Origin of the sequence: Methylobacterium mesophilicum (assembly GCF_022179445.1) — a bacterium.
Taxonomy (GTDB): domain Bacteria; phylum Pseudomonadota; class Alphaproteobacteria; order Rhizobiales; family Beijerinckiaceae; genus Methylobacterium; species Methylobacterium mesophilicum.
In genome coordinates, this window is record NZ_BPQU01000012.1 from 123,903 (window position 1) to 136,190 (window position 12,288).

14 protein-coding genes are annotated in these 12,288 nt (G+C 68.5%); 8 read left to right on the forward strand and 6 right to left on the reverse strand.

All coding sequences use genetic code 11. The features are described 5' to 3' along the window. Nucleotides 1-32 precede the first annotated feature (32 nt). The 3 genes from gatA to gatB all read left to right on the forward strand — a co-directional run bounded on the left by gatA (nucleotide 33) and on the right by gatB (nucleotide 3,543). Complete coding sequence (gatA, locus tag MFF40_RS14295) at nucleotides 33-1,544, forward strand: Asp-tRNA(Asn)/Glu-tRNA(Gln) amidotransferase subunit GatA (RefSeq protein WP_147896531.1); 1,512 nt, start codon at nucleotides 33-35, stop codon at nucleotides 1,542-1,544. After that, entirely contained in the window at nucleotides 1,541-1,840 is a 300-nt protein-coding gene (locus tag MFF40_RS14300) for a hypothetical protein (protein WP_147855119.1), read from the forward strand. The genes gatA and MFF40_RS14300 overlap by 4 nt, the downstream gene beginning before the upstream one ends. Before the next feature lie 230 nt (nucleotides 1,841-2,070). Further along, complete coding sequence (gene gatB / locus MFF40_RS14305; RefSeq protein WP_147855125.1) at nucleotides 2,071-3,543, forward strand: Asp-tRNA(Asn)/Glu-tRNA(Gln) amidotransferase subunit GatB; 1,473 nt, start codon at nucleotides 2,071-2,073, stop codon at nucleotides 3,541-3,543. 650 nt (nucleotides 3,544-4,193) lie between these two features. Here the strand turns inward: gatB and MFF40_RS14310 are convergent. Continuing rightward, a complete protein-coding gene (locus tag MFF40_RS14310) occupies nucleotides 4,194-4,679 on the reverse strand; it encodes a DUF3280 domain-containing protein (protein WP_147855120.1) in 486 nt (161 codons plus the stop codon). 139 nt (nucleotides 4,680-4,818) lie between these two features. Between MFF40_RS14310 and MFF40_RS14315 the strand changes: the two genes are divergently transcribed. After that, on the forward strand, nucleotides 4,819-5,451 hold the full coding sequence (locus MFF40_RS14315; protein WP_238260955.1) for a LysE family translocator: 633 nt from the start codon (nucleotides 4,819-4,821) through the stop codon (nucleotides 5,449-5,451). 58 nt (nucleotides 5,452-5,509) lie between these two features. Here the strand turns inward: MFF40_RS14315 and MFF40_RS14320 are convergent, their stop codons facing one another. The 4 genes from MFF40_RS14320 to MFF40_RS14335 all read right to left on the reverse strand — a co-directional run bounded on the left by MFF40_RS14320 (nucleotide 5,510) and on the right by MFF40_RS14335 (nucleotide 9,308). After that, nucleotides 5,510-6,559: an HlyD family secretion protein gene (locus tag MFF40_RS14320; RefSeq protein ID WP_147855122.1), complete on the reverse strand. Its 1,050-nt coding sequence runs from the start codon at nucleotides 6,557-6,559 to the stop codon at nucleotides 5,510-5,512. Beyond that, entirely contained in the window at nucleotides 6,559-6,753 is a 195-nt protein-coding gene (locus MFF40_RS14325; RefSeq protein ID WP_147855123.1) for a DUF1656 domain-containing protein, read from the reverse strand. Before MFF40_RS14325 ends, MFF40_RS14320 begins: the two co-directional genes overlap by 1 nt. 24 nt (nucleotides 6,754-6,777) lie before the next feature. Beyond that, a complete protein-coding gene (locus MFF40_RS14330; protein ID WP_147855124.1) occupies nucleotides 6,778-8,817 on the reverse strand; it encodes an FUSC family protein in 2,040 nt (679 codons plus the stop codon). A gap of 203 nt (nucleotides 8,818-9,020) precedes the next feature. Further along, a complete protein-coding gene (locus MFF40_RS14335) occupies nucleotides 9,021-9,308 on the reverse strand; it encodes a hypothetical protein (protein WP_147896528.1) in 288 nt (95 codons plus the stop codon). Nucleotides 9,309-9,543: 235 nt separating this feature from the next. Between MFF40_RS14335 and MFF40_RS14340 the strand changes: the two genes are divergently transcribed. Next, nucleotides 9,544-10,179 (forward strand): glutathione S-transferase N-terminal domain-containing protein, encoded by a 636-nt coding sequence (locus MFF40_RS14340; RefSeq protein ID WP_147856470.1) that lies wholly within the window; start codon nucleotides 9,544-9,546, stop codon nucleotides 10,177-10,179. 3 nt (nucleotides 10,180-10,182) lie between these two features. On the opposite strand, the gene MFF40_RS14345 is transcribed toward MFF40_RS14340, so the two are convergent. Continuing rightward, nucleotides 10,183-10,647 (reverse strand): DUF2147 domain-containing protein, encoded by a 465-nt coding sequence (locus MFF40_RS14345; protein ID WP_147856471.1) that lies wholly within the window; start codon nucleotides 10,645-10,647, stop codon nucleotides 10,183-10,185. A gap of 210 nt (nucleotides 10,648-10,857) precedes the next feature. Here MFF40_RS14345 and MFF40_RS14350 point away from each other — a divergent pair, with 210 nt between their 5' ends. From MFF40_RS14350 to ndk, 3 genes are all read left to right on the forward strand, one after another. Then, nucleotides 10,858-11,265, forward strand: coding sequence for a type II toxin-antitoxin system RelE/ParE family toxin (locus tag MFF40_RS14350; RefSeq protein ID WP_147856472.1), 408 nt, complete (start codon nucleotides 10,858-10,860; stop codon nucleotides 11,263-11,265). A 26-nt stretch (nucleotides 11,266-11,291) separates the two neighbouring features. Then, a complete protein-coding gene (locus tag MFF40_RS14355; RefSeq protein ID WP_187277853.1) occupies nucleotides 11,292-11,654 on the forward strand; it encodes a helix-turn-helix domain-containing protein in 363 nt (120 codons plus the stop codon). A gap of 139 nt (nucleotides 11,655-11,793) precedes the next feature. Beyond that, nucleotides 11,794-12,216, forward strand: a complete 423-nt coding sequence (ndk, locus tag MFF40_RS14360) for a nucleoside-diphosphate kinase (RefSeq protein ID WP_147856474.1) — start codon at nucleotides 11,794-11,796, stop codon at nucleotides 12,214-12,216. Nucleotides 12,217-12,288 lie beyond the last annotated feature (72 nt).

Here is a 12,288-nt window from a genome sequence, read left to right on the forward strand (position 1 = left end):
CAGCCTTCGGCGAAGCAAACATTCTGGCGGGCATGCGCGCCGTGGCGCGCGAGGACGGGAACAGCGTGGATCCGAACGAACTCACCCTGGCCGAGGCGCGCGACGCCCTCAAGGCGAAGCGGATCTCGGCCCGCGAGCTGACCCAGGCGCATCTCGACGCCATGGCCAAGGCCCGCGTGCTGAACGCCTACATTCGCGAGACCCCCGACCAAGCCCTCAAGATGGCGGATGAAGCGGACGAAAAGATCGCGGCCGGCGCGGCGCGGCCGCTCGAGGGCATCCCGCTCGGGATCAAGGATCTGTTCTGCACCGAGGGCGTCACCACGACGGCGGGCTCCAAGATCCTCGAAACCTTCGTGCCGCACTACGAATCGGCCGTCTCGGCCAACCTGTGGCGCGACGGCGCCGTGATGCTGGGCAAGCTGAACCTCGACGAGTTCGCCATGGGCTCGTCCAACGAGACCAGCGCCTACGGCAACGTGGTCTCGCCCTGGCGCCGGAAGGGGTCCGACGCGCAGCTCGTGCCGGGCGGCTCCTCCGGCGGTTCGGCCGCGGCCGTCGCGGCGCGGCTGTGCCTGGGCGCCACCGCCACCGATACCGGCGGCTCGATCCGCCAGCCCGCCGCCTTCACCGGCACGGTCGGCATCAAGCCGACCTACGGCCGCTGCTCGCGCTGGGGCACCGTGGCCTTCGCCTCCTCCCTCGACCAGGCCGGCCCGATCGCCCGCACGGTGCGGGACTGCGCGATCCTGCTCGGCTCGATGGCCGGTCCGGATGCGCGCGACACCACCTGCGTCGACCTCCCGGTGCCGGACTTCGAGGCCGCGGTCGGCCGCGGCGTGAAGGGCCTGACCATCGGCATCCCGAAGGAGTACCGGGTCGACGGCATGCCGCCCGAGATCCAGAAGCTCTGGGACGACGGCGCCGCCTGGCTGAAGGATGCCGGCGCGACGATCAAAGAGATCTCGCTGCCGCACACTGCCTCGGCGCTGCCGGCCTATTACATCGTCGCCCCGGCCGAGGCGTCCTCGAACCTCGCGCGCTACGACGGCGTCCGCTACGGCCTTCGCGTGCCCGGCAAGGATATCGCCGGGATGTACGAGAACACCCGCGCCGCCGGCTTCGGCCGCGAGGTCAAGCGCCGGATCATGATCGGCACCTACGTGCTGTCGGCCGGCTACTACGACGCCTATTACGTCCGCGCCCAGAAGATCCGCACCCTGATCAAGCGCGACTTCGAGGCGGCCTACGCGGCGGGCGTCGACGCGATCCTGACCCCGGCCACGCCGTCCTCGGCCTTCGGGATCGGCGAGAAGGCCTCGGCCGACCCGGTGGAGATGTACCTCAACGACGTGTTCACCGTGACGGTGAACATGGCCGGCCTGCCGGGCATCGCCGTGCCGGCCGGGATCGACGGCCAGGGCCTGCCGCTCGGCCTCCAGCTGATCGGCCGCCCCTTCGACGAGGAGACGCTGTTCGCGGTCGCCCAGGTGATCGAGGAGGCCGCCGGCCGGACCGTCCTGCCAGAGCCCTGGTGGGCATGACCGTCCCCTTCTATCCCTGGACGGTCTGGATCTGGGCCGCGTTCGATCCGGCGCTGATCGTGGTGGCGGTCTATCTCGGCTGGACCGCCAGCCAGTTCGGCAAGGTGTTCATCGCGGCGATCGCGGCGCTCGGCTTCTCGGTCCTGTTTTCGTGGGCGGTGAGCGCGGCCGGCATCCCGTGGCCGGCGCCGATCACGCACGACGGGCCGACCTTCTTCCCGGTGCGGACGATCGCCGCCCTGCTCTGGGCGATGCTCGCCTACGGCGTCCGGCGGACGATCGCCCGGCGCGCTTGATTCTTGGCGCGCGCGGCCCGTAGATGTTCTTCAAGTGTAGGAGCGCGGCACCGGTCGCGATCCCACCCGCGACCTCATCCTGAGGTGACCGCGTCAGCGGGCCTCGAAGGAGCCATCCAGGCTCCGCGCGATCCCTGGAGCCCTCCTTCGAGGCTGCTGCGCAGCACCCTCAGGATGAGGTTGCGGATCGGATCGTGCGGAGACCGCATCACATCCCGGCCCGGACCACCATGAACGCACCTGTCGATCCCAAGAAACTGATCAAGGGCGGCCTGCACGACTGGGAGGTGATCGTCGGCATGGAGATCCATGCCCAGGTCTCCAGCCGGGCGAAGCTGTTCTCCGGCGCTTCGACCGAATTCGGGGCCGAGCCGAACGACCACGTCTCGCTGGTCGACGCCGCGATGCCCGGCATGCTGCCGGTGATCAACGCCGAATGCATCGCGCAAGCCGTGCGGACGGGTCTCGGCCTGAAGGCGCAGATCAACCTGCGCTCGGTGTTCGACCGGAAGAACTACTTCTACCCGGATCTGCCGCAGGGCTACCAGATCTCGCAGTACAAGGACCCGATCGTCGGCGAGGGCGAGGTGCTGGTCGACATGGCCGACGGCACGTCGATCACGGTCGGCATCGAGCGGCTGCACCTGGAGCAGGATGCCGGCAAGTCGCTGCACGATCAGGACCCGCTGCGCAGCTTCGTCGACCTCAACCGCTCGGGCGTGGCGCTGATGGAGATCGTCTCCCGGCCGGACCTGCGCTCGTCTGAGGAAGCCAAGGCCTACGTGACCAAGCTGCGCACGATCCTGCGCTATCTCGGCACCTGCGACGGCGACATGGAGAAGGGTTCGCTCCGCGCCGACGTGAACGTCTCGGTGCGCCGCCCGGGCGAGCCGCTGGGCACGCGCTGCGAGATCAAGAACGTCAACTCGATCCGCTTCATCGGCCAGGCGATCGAGATCGAGGCCCGGCGCCAGATCGCGATCCTGGAAGACGGCGGCAAGATCGACCAGGAGACCCGCCTGTTCGATCCGGGCAAGGGCGAGACCCGCTCGATGCGCTCCAAGGAAGAAGCGCATGATTACCGCTACTTCCCCGATCCCGACCTGCTGCCGCTCGAGTTCGACCAGGCCTATGTCGACGCGCTGGCATCCGGCCTGCCGGAGCTGCCGGACGCCAAGAAGGCGCGGTTCGTGAACGATTACGGCCTGTCGCCCTACGATGCCGGCGTGCTCGTGGCCGAGCGGGCCTCGGCCGACTACTACGAGGCGGTCGCCAAGGGCCGCGACGGCAAGGCCGCGGCCAACTGGGTGATCAACGAGCTGTTCGGCCGCCTCAACAAGGAGGGGCTCTCGATCGACGCGACGCCGGTCTCGGCCGACCAGCTCGGGGCGATCGTGGACCTGATCGGCGAGGGCGTCATCTCCGGCAAGATCGCCAAGGACCTGTTCGAGATCGTCTGGACCGAGGGCGGCGACCCGCGCGCCGTGGTCGAGAGCCGCGGCATGAAGCAGGTCACCGACACCGGCGCCATCGAGGCGGCGATCGACCAGATCATCGCGGCCAACCCCGACAAGGTCGCCCAGGCGAAGGAGAAGCCGACCCTGCTCGGCTGGTTCGTCGGCCAGACCATGAAGGCGACCGGCGGCAAGGCGAACCCGGCGGCGGTCAACGCGCTGCTGAAGGACAAGCTCGGCATCGCCTGAGGTCAATCCGGCGAAGCGCGCCCCACCCGGTCTTGCGACGCGCGCCTTGCCGGACGATGTCTCCCGGCCTCGTGTGTTGGCTTGAGAGGTCCAGGCCGGTCGGCCTCATCTCGGGCGCGGACATTGGGGCTGGCAGTCGTCCCACCACGACGTAAGCCCGCCGCGGCGACACCGGGCGGTAGATGACCGTTCTGGATCTAATGGAAACCGCGGCGGAAGCGGCGCAAAGTGGGGCCTTTCGCGCATTCGAAGACGGACCATCGCTTGGCCGCTTCTGCGCCCCTGAGGCCGCTTCCGTCCGGTTGTTCGTCTGATGCCGCTGGATTCCGGGCCGAACCTGTCCCGAAGCCGTCTAGGCGGCGTCACGCTGCGGTGGAGTCATCCCTGTCTCCTCCTGCTTCCGGCAACCGACCCGGTACAGCACATTCCCGATGTGCCGGCCGTCGATCCGGCTCGTGTTCGGTATTGCTGAACACATCCGAAGATTGCGCCGGCTTAGAATGCGCGTCAACACGCAATGTCCGGCCGCGCTTAATATTTTCAGGGTTCGCGCGCACCCGCTGCAACGCGGCATCGCCGGTTCAAAGACTTACGGGACACCGCACGGCGCCGCAAAAGTTTCCGTCGTGCCCGTCTGGATCGACCGCGTTCTACTTGCCGGCACCCATGTTGTTCTCGACCAGAAATCGGATGCCGCGTTCGAAGGATTCGTCCGTGTCGCCGCGCAGGTCGACGCTGTAGGCCTTCTCCGGGGCGTTTCCGGAGAGCGGCTTGACGTAGACATTCAGGTTCAAGATCAGGTTCGAAACCTTCTGGACCTCACCGGTGATCGCCACGTCGGCGCCGAGCTTGCGGGCGAAGGCGTCTGCGCAGCCGTTGCAGCGGCGCAGGTCGGCGCTCTTGGCGACCTCGTCCTTCACCGGGTCGGTCGGCACGACCACGAACAGGCCCTTCGTCTGCAGAAGGTCGCGCAATTGGTCGCTGGTGCGTTCGAGCCGCGCCCGGTCCGCTGCGTCGCCCGGCACGGGGGAGAGGTTGGAGAACTGAAAGTCGAACACCGCGGCCTTCTCGGGAGCCGCTAGGGCAGGACCCGCCGCACACCAAACGGCGACTGCGGTGAACACGGTCCGGAACATGGTCGCCTCCTCGGCGGCGCGCTTCTCGCGTCTGTGCAGAACCAACGGGCAGGACCGAGGTTCGCTCATACGATCGGGCGGCACGATGCGGTATCTTCCTCTCGCACCGAGTCGCCGGATGGTGGGAAAGCCAGGACAGATGCCCGACGCACACAACTTGCTCGCATTCGCAGCCGTTGCCGTCGGGATGGTCCTGACCCCGGGACCGAACATGGCCTACGTGATCTCGCGTTCGATCTGCCAGGGTAGGGCCGCCGGGTTCGCATCCCTCGGCGGCGTCGCACTCGGCTTCGTCGCCTATATGCTGTGTGCCGCGTTCGGCATCACGGCCCTGCTCCTGGCCGTACCCTATGCCTACGATGCCGTTCGCATGGCGGGCGCGCTATATCTGCTGTGGCTCGCCGTGCAAGCCGTGCGCCCGGGGGGTCGTTCGGCGTTTCAGGTCAAAGACTTGCCGCCGAGTAGCCCGGTCAGGCTGTTCGCGATGGGATTGTTGACCAACCTGCTGAATCCCAAGATCGCGATCGTGTATCTCTCGCTGTTGCCGCAATTCATCGATCCCGCAAACGGCAGCGTCCTGAGCCAGGCTCTCGTCCTCGGCACGACGCAGATCGTCATCAGCCTGATGATCAACGCGATCTTCATCGTGTCCGCGAGTGCGATCGCGAGGTTCTTCACGCATCGGCCTTCGTTCGCCACCCTGCAGCGCTGGGTGATGGGAACGGTGTTCGCGGCGCTCGCCGTCAGGATGGCGACCGAGTCACAGCGCTGACACGGCGACGGCGGCGCACGACCGAATAGGGCGGCAACGACCTGTCGGAACGAAGCTCCTAACGCGCCCCGGTCTGGACGTCTGTCTGCGAGCCCGTGAAGGCGGAGACCCGGTTGCGCAGATCCATGAACCACGTCGGCATCGGGGCGCGGCCGTCGCCCACCACCACGGTGGCGGTCATGCCGGCGACCAGCGGCACGTCGGCGGGCTTGCGGTCGATGCGGACGCGAACCGGGACCCTCTGGGCGAGGCGCACCCAGGTGTAGACCGGGTTCACGTCCGGCAGGCCCTGGGTGCTCGCTGCGGCATTCGCCGTCGAGATGCCGAGGGTGATGCTCTCGACCGTCCCGGTGAGATGCGGGTCGTAGCCCATCAGCTTCACGTCGGCCGCGTCGCCGACATGGATGTTGGCCATCTTGGTCTCCTCGAAATAGCCGTCGATCCAGAATGAATCCGTATCGACGATGCTGATGTTCGAGGTGCCGGTGCGGGCGTAGTCGCCGACCCGCATCAGCAGGTTGGTGACGCGCCCGTTCACCGTGGACTTCACCTGGGTCCGTTCGAGGTTGACCTTGGCCTGCCGCAGCTGCGCCTGCGCGCTCTCGAGCGCCGCCTCGGCGATCTTGGCGGTCCCGGCGAATTGCTGCTTCTCCTCGATGGAGGTCGACACCGTGGTGAGCGCCTGGCGCCGGGCCGATTGCGCGTTCTTCACCTGAAGGTCGGCCTCCCTGTTCTTCACCTCGGCATCGGCCGAGGTGACGCCGACCTCGAAATCGATCGGATCGATCACGTAGAGCAGGTCGCCCTTCCGGACGAGCTGGTTGTCCTGCACGCGCAGCGCCACGATCTGCCCGGAGACCTGCGGGGCGATGTTGGCGACCTGCACGCGGACCCGGCCGTCCCGGGTCCACGGCGCCGCCACGTAGAACTCCCACACGAACCAGGCGGCCGCGAAGGCGACGAGCAGGATCACGCCCGTGGCGGCGAGCCGGAGGAGCTTCCCGGCGCGGCCCCGCCGCGCGGTGAGGGGCGGCGGATCGGACGGCCCCGGCGCCTCCTCGCGGTGGGCGGCTCTGGGATCGTCCTCGTCGGCGGTTGTGGCAGGCATCAGATGAACGCGATCAGGAGGGCGAGGACGCAGACGTAGATGCCGGCCTCGGCGAGCGGTGCGTTGGCGACGTAGCGGCTGAACCGGATCCGGGCAAAGACCCAGCGCAGGCCGAGGAGGATCACGAAGGCGGCGAGCGCGTAGGCGACGAAGGAGGAGATCAGCACCCCACCGATATGGATATCCTCATACATGCCGGTTTCGCGCCAATTCCTGCGTCAGAACACTGCGATATCGAGGCGCCGGAGGACGCGTCGATGGCGCGCGATGGTGCGGGCCGCGGTCACCAGGTCGCTGGCGGCCCGAGCGGTCGTCAGCCGCAGGATCCGGTCCTCCTGCGAGGCCGCCCGGATCAGATCCCGTGCCGCACTCTCCAGCGCCCTGTCGTCACCGGTGGCGAGGCCGGCACGGGCCCGCTGGATCGCGGCCCGCAGCGGCTCGACCGCCCAGAGCCGCCGCAGCTCCGCATGGGCCCGCGCGGCCGAGGCTTCGAGCCGGGCCAGCGCGAAGGCATGCGCCAGGCTCGCCCGGCGCACCGCCCCGCTGCCGGAACTGTACCCGGCGAATTGGAACAACCTGTCGGCGTTGAGGCTCGTGCGGGTGGTCGCGTCCCCGCCTTCTCCGACCAGGGCGTCGGCCAGCGCCCGCTGGGCCGAATCCAGCGCGTAGACCCGCTGCCGCTCCGGCGTGACCGGCAGCAGCAGGCGTACCACGATCGACAAGATGATGGCGGCGACCACGACCAGGAACGCGTTCAGCAGGAAGCTCTGGGCGTCGTAGGTCTGGGGGTTGGACGGGCCGAGCAGGACCGGGAAGAACACGATCACGATGAAGCCGATGCCGAAGGTCTTCGGGTTCAGCGACAGGAAGCAGCCGAAGAAGATCACCGGCGCCATCACGATGGCGAGCATCGGGAAGCCCTGGACGCCGTCGAGGAACACGAACCGGGCGATGCCCGCAAACGTCGCGGCCAGCGTCATCCCGATCACCACGCCGTTGGCGAACTTCCTGGGATTCGGCGTCGAAGAGGAGAGCGATGCGGTGGCCGCGACCTGGACCAGCGCGAAGGACGCCTGTGGGAGCCCGAGCGCCACGAAGGCGGCGGCCGTGATGGCGAAGCCGATCGCCACCCGCAGGGCCCCGCGCAGGGCCACCGGGAAGTCCCGGTGCGTCGGCAGCCTGGCGTCGCGCAGGGGCCGATGCCCATCGGCCACCGCCTGAATCCCGTCCTGCGCGAAGGTGGCCGCGCAGGCCACGTCGAGCGCGCGTTGCAGGACGACGACCTCGTCGACGGGCCGGTTGCCGTCGCGGATCGCGGCGTCCACCAGCTCCCGCAGGCGCGCGTCGTCCCGCTCCAGGGTCTCCGGGGCGGGGTCCTCGGCGACGCGACGGCAGATTTCGAGCGCCTCATCGACCGCGGGACTGCGCGTGCGCAGGCAGGCGGCGGCCGCGGCAACCGCCCGGATCGCCGCCGCCAGGACGTAGAGCGCCGCGATGCAGCTGCGCGCCCCTGCGGCCCGCCAGGGTCCGTCGTCGAGTTCGCCCGCGATGGCGCTGGCATCGGCCCGCATCGGCGCGATGGTGCGGATCAGCGCGGCGGTCCGCGATGCGCCGAGATCGCCCTTCGCCAGGGTCTCGCGGGCATAGGCGCGGGTGTCGTCCCAGGCCTTGCGCAATTGCGGCAGCAGCGTCTGCCACGTGCTGGGCGAGGCGAGGGCGTCGTTGATGAAGGTGATGACGAGGATGCCCAGCACGATGACGGCCACGCGGGACACCGCGGCATCGAAGGTGCCCTGTGGCGCGTCGATCTGGCCGAGGGCGACGATCGCAACCGTGTAGCCCGACAGCATCGCCCCGTAAGCCCGGGTATCTTGGAGATACTGCGCGGTGAACACGCACAGCCCGAGCCAGACCGTGAACGAGACCAGCAGCAGGACCCGGTCCTGGCCGAACAGCGCCATGAACAGGATCGACACGGCGGCACCGATCAGCGTGCCCGCGAGGCGGTAGACGGCCTTGGAGATCGCCTGACCGCGCTTCGGCTGCGCGAGGATCGCCACGCAGGTGGCCGCCGACGAGGCGCTGTCGAGCTGGAGCCAGAACGCGGCGGCCAGCGCCAGCATCATGGCGATCCAGATCCGCAGCGCGAACGCCCAGGCCGCGGGCTTGGGCACCCAGGCATCGAGGAAGCCGATCAGCCGGTCGATGGTGGTCGCCCGCTGCGGGGGCGAGCCGGACTGGACCGAGACCTCAGCCATGCCGCACCGGGTCCGGCGGGCTTGCGCAGGGGCGCTGCCAGAACCGGGAGGAACGCCGGCACGATGGCATCGACCAGCCTCGCCGATGGGGCGCCGGGGCTGCCGCAGACGGCCGGAGCGCCTGCCGATCCATCATGTCAGCACCGAACCCCGCCCACGCTCTGACCAGCAACGAACGAGAAGCGCGGCGGTTCGCGCTGCTGTCAAGCTTTGTCGCCGCCTTTCAGCCGCTTGTTGCAGCTGCTCCAGTATTGGGGCCATTTCGGCCCCTGGGCGGTCTTCTGTGCGTCGGTGAGGGCGCGCCACTGGGCGCCGCACGTCTTCTGCCGCTCGCGGGCGGCGCTCTGCCCGGCGCTCGGCGCCTTCGCGGCCGGCTCCTTGGCGGCGGGGGCCTCGCTCGCGGCCGGAGCCGGCGCATCCTTCGCCAGAAGCGGCTGGGCCAAAAGCAGCGGCGCGCTCAGCACCGCCATCCGCACAACACGATCGAACATCGAGACTCCCCCCGGGATCGCAACGATTCCGGGGCGCAATCTCGCCGGACGGCCACGCTTCGGACAAGGGCGCGTCGGCTTTCGCCAACAGGTCAGGTGCGCGCTCTCGGAAACGTGAGCCCGGCGCGACCGACGCCCTTGAGCGCGGCCTGGAAATCGTCTTCACTGCCGCCATTGTCCGAGATCGGCGGGGGAACGCCGCGCCGCCGTGCGATCGGTCGAGGAGCAGATCAAGATGGCAGCGGTGTCCGGGCGGCCGATCGACGTCCATACCTGGAGCACGCCGAACGGCTGGAAGATTCCGGTGATGCTCGAAGAGTGCGGGCTGCCGTACCGGGTGGTCCCGGTCAACATCGGCAAGAACGAGCAATTCGCGCCCGACTTCCTGGCGATCTCACCGAACAACAAGATCCCGGCCATCGTCGACCCGGACGGGCCGGGCGGGCAGCCGATCACGGTGTTCGAATCGGGGGCGATCCTGCAGTATCTCGGCCGCAAGACCGGCCAGTTCTACCCGACGGACGAGCGCGCCCGGGTGGCCGTGGACGAGTGGCTGTTCTGGCAGGTGGCCGGGTTCGGCCCGATGCTCGGGCAGACGCACCACTTCAAGATCTACGCGTCCGAGAAGGTGCCGTACGCCATCGAACGCTTCACCGCCGAAGCCAACCGCCTCTACGGGGTGCTGGAGCGGCGGCTCGAGGGCCGCGACTACCTGGCGGGCGACTATTCCATCGCCGACATCGCGACGGTGACCTGGGCCAAGCTCAACTTCAAGCAGGGCGTCGAGATCGCCGCCCTGCCGAACGTGGCGCGCTGGCTCGAGACCGTTCTGGCGAGGCCGGCCGTCCAGCGCGGCCTCGCGGCGATCTGAGCCTCAGTTCTTGTTGGCGGCCTGCTGGTTCACGTCCGGCACGCGCGTCCAGGTCTGCGAGCCGCACAGCACCTTGAGCATGCAGCCCGAGACGCTCAGCTCGGCCTCGCTCTCGCGCTCCAGGCTGACGGTGTAAACCTTGCCCTCTTCGATGTTGTAGAGTTCGCCGGTGAACTTCTCCTCGTCGGGCTTCAGGCCGTCGATGAGCTGCAGGCCGATCACGGGGCGGCTGCGCTTCTTCGGATCGGGGTTTTTCAGGTCGGTCTTCGCGGCGCCGTTCTCGGCGGTCGGGGCCTTCAGCCAGACCACCTTGCCGCAGACGAGCTTCTGGCTCGGGCCGCACCGGTCGATGCGGATCTTTGCGCGGCCATCCCCGGTGAGCCAGGTGCCGGACGGATCCTTCCCGGTATCGGCGGCGGCGGCCGAAAGGCCGGCGAGCAGGAGTGTGGCACAGAGGGCGAGGCGCATGGTTCGTCTCCGAATTTTGGGCACCGAGGGCGCCTGAGAGGCTGACGAAATCGGCTTGAGGCCAGTGAGCCGGCGCAATCAGGCGATTTTTCGGCGGTGTTGCGGCAGAGCCACGGCCACGCTTGTTTCAGAGGGTCCCAGAGATCGTTACGGTGGATAACTCGCTCGGTTCCCCCTTGCCGATATAACCTACAGGTTATAATTTGACCCGTGGCTTGGGCGGTCGAATTTGATGGCGCGTTTCGCGCGGGGTTCGCAGCGCTCGATGCCGACGTGCGAAAGGCCATTGCCGCCTATGCCTTGGCCCTCGCCAGCGAGGGGCCGCAGCTCGGCCGGCCTATGGCGGACACCGTGAAAGGGTCCACGCACGCCAACATGAAGGAGCTGCGTCCGACCGTGAACAAGGTCGAGTGGCGTGTCGCCGACGCGTTCGACGCAGCCCGGCAAGCCATCGTTCTCGCCGCAGCGGCCAAGGGCGGTCGGTCCTCGGCGCTCGTCAACAGGCAGATGATCGCGAAGGCCGATGCACGCTTCACGGCACATCAGGCGGCCATCGCCGCGCAGCAGACCTCGCATGCAGACACGCCACGCGCTGGCAGGAGGAAGCCCAAGCGATGACGGATGTTGCAAAGCCCGGCACCCGCATGCCGCTCGCCGACATCTTGGCCGAGTTCTCCGCGGAAGAGCAGGCGGACATCCGCGCCCACGCGGACGATCTCATTCAAGAGAGCCGGACCCTCGCGCAGTTTCGGCGCGCGGTGGGGATGACGCAGGCCGAACTCGCGCAGGCGCTGGACACATCGCAGGCCTATGTGGCGAAGCTTGAGCGGAACCCCTCCGCCGCCATGCAGGTCTCCACGATCGCCCGCATCGCGTCCGCGCTCGGAGGCGAGGCCAGAATCGTGGTCAGCCTGCCCGGCAAGCCGGACGCGACCTTCGACATCCCGGCATCCGGCGCGCGAAAGAAGTCCGTTCGTCCGAAGAAGACGCCCGGCGCGACCGCGTGAGTTCGACCGGGCGCGCAGCTTGAGGACCGGTAGGGCGCCCGCTATAAGCCTGCGGCGGAAGCGAAATTTTCGCCCCTGAGATGCGCCCGTCAGCCCGGCGCGCACCCTCCGCCTTTTTCACAAACAGACCGGACACACCATGGCCACCGAGCGCACCTTCTCGATCCTCAAGCCCGACGCCACCCGGCGCAACCTGACCGGCGCCGTGAACGCGGTGATCGAGGAGGCGGGCCTGCGCATCGTCGGCCAGCGCCGCATCCGCCTGACCCAGGAGCAGGCCGAAAAGTTCTATGAGGTCCACAAGGAGCGGCCCTTCTTCGGCGAGCTCGTCAGCTTCATGACCTCCGGCCCGGTGGTCGTGCAGGTGCTCGAAGGCGAGAACGCCGTCGCCAAGTACCGCGAAGTGATGGGCGCCACGAACCCGGCCCAGGCCGCCGAGGGTACGATCCGGAAGCGGTTCGCCGAGTCCGTTGGCGAGAACACCGTGCACGGCTCGGACAGCGCGGAGAACGCCAAGCTCGAGATCGCGCAGTTCTTCAAGGATTCCGATATCGCCGCCTGATCCGGAGACCGGGGTGGCGGGTCGGGCACACCGTTCCGCCATCCCGTCGCATTCCCCCCGGCAGCGGGGTGA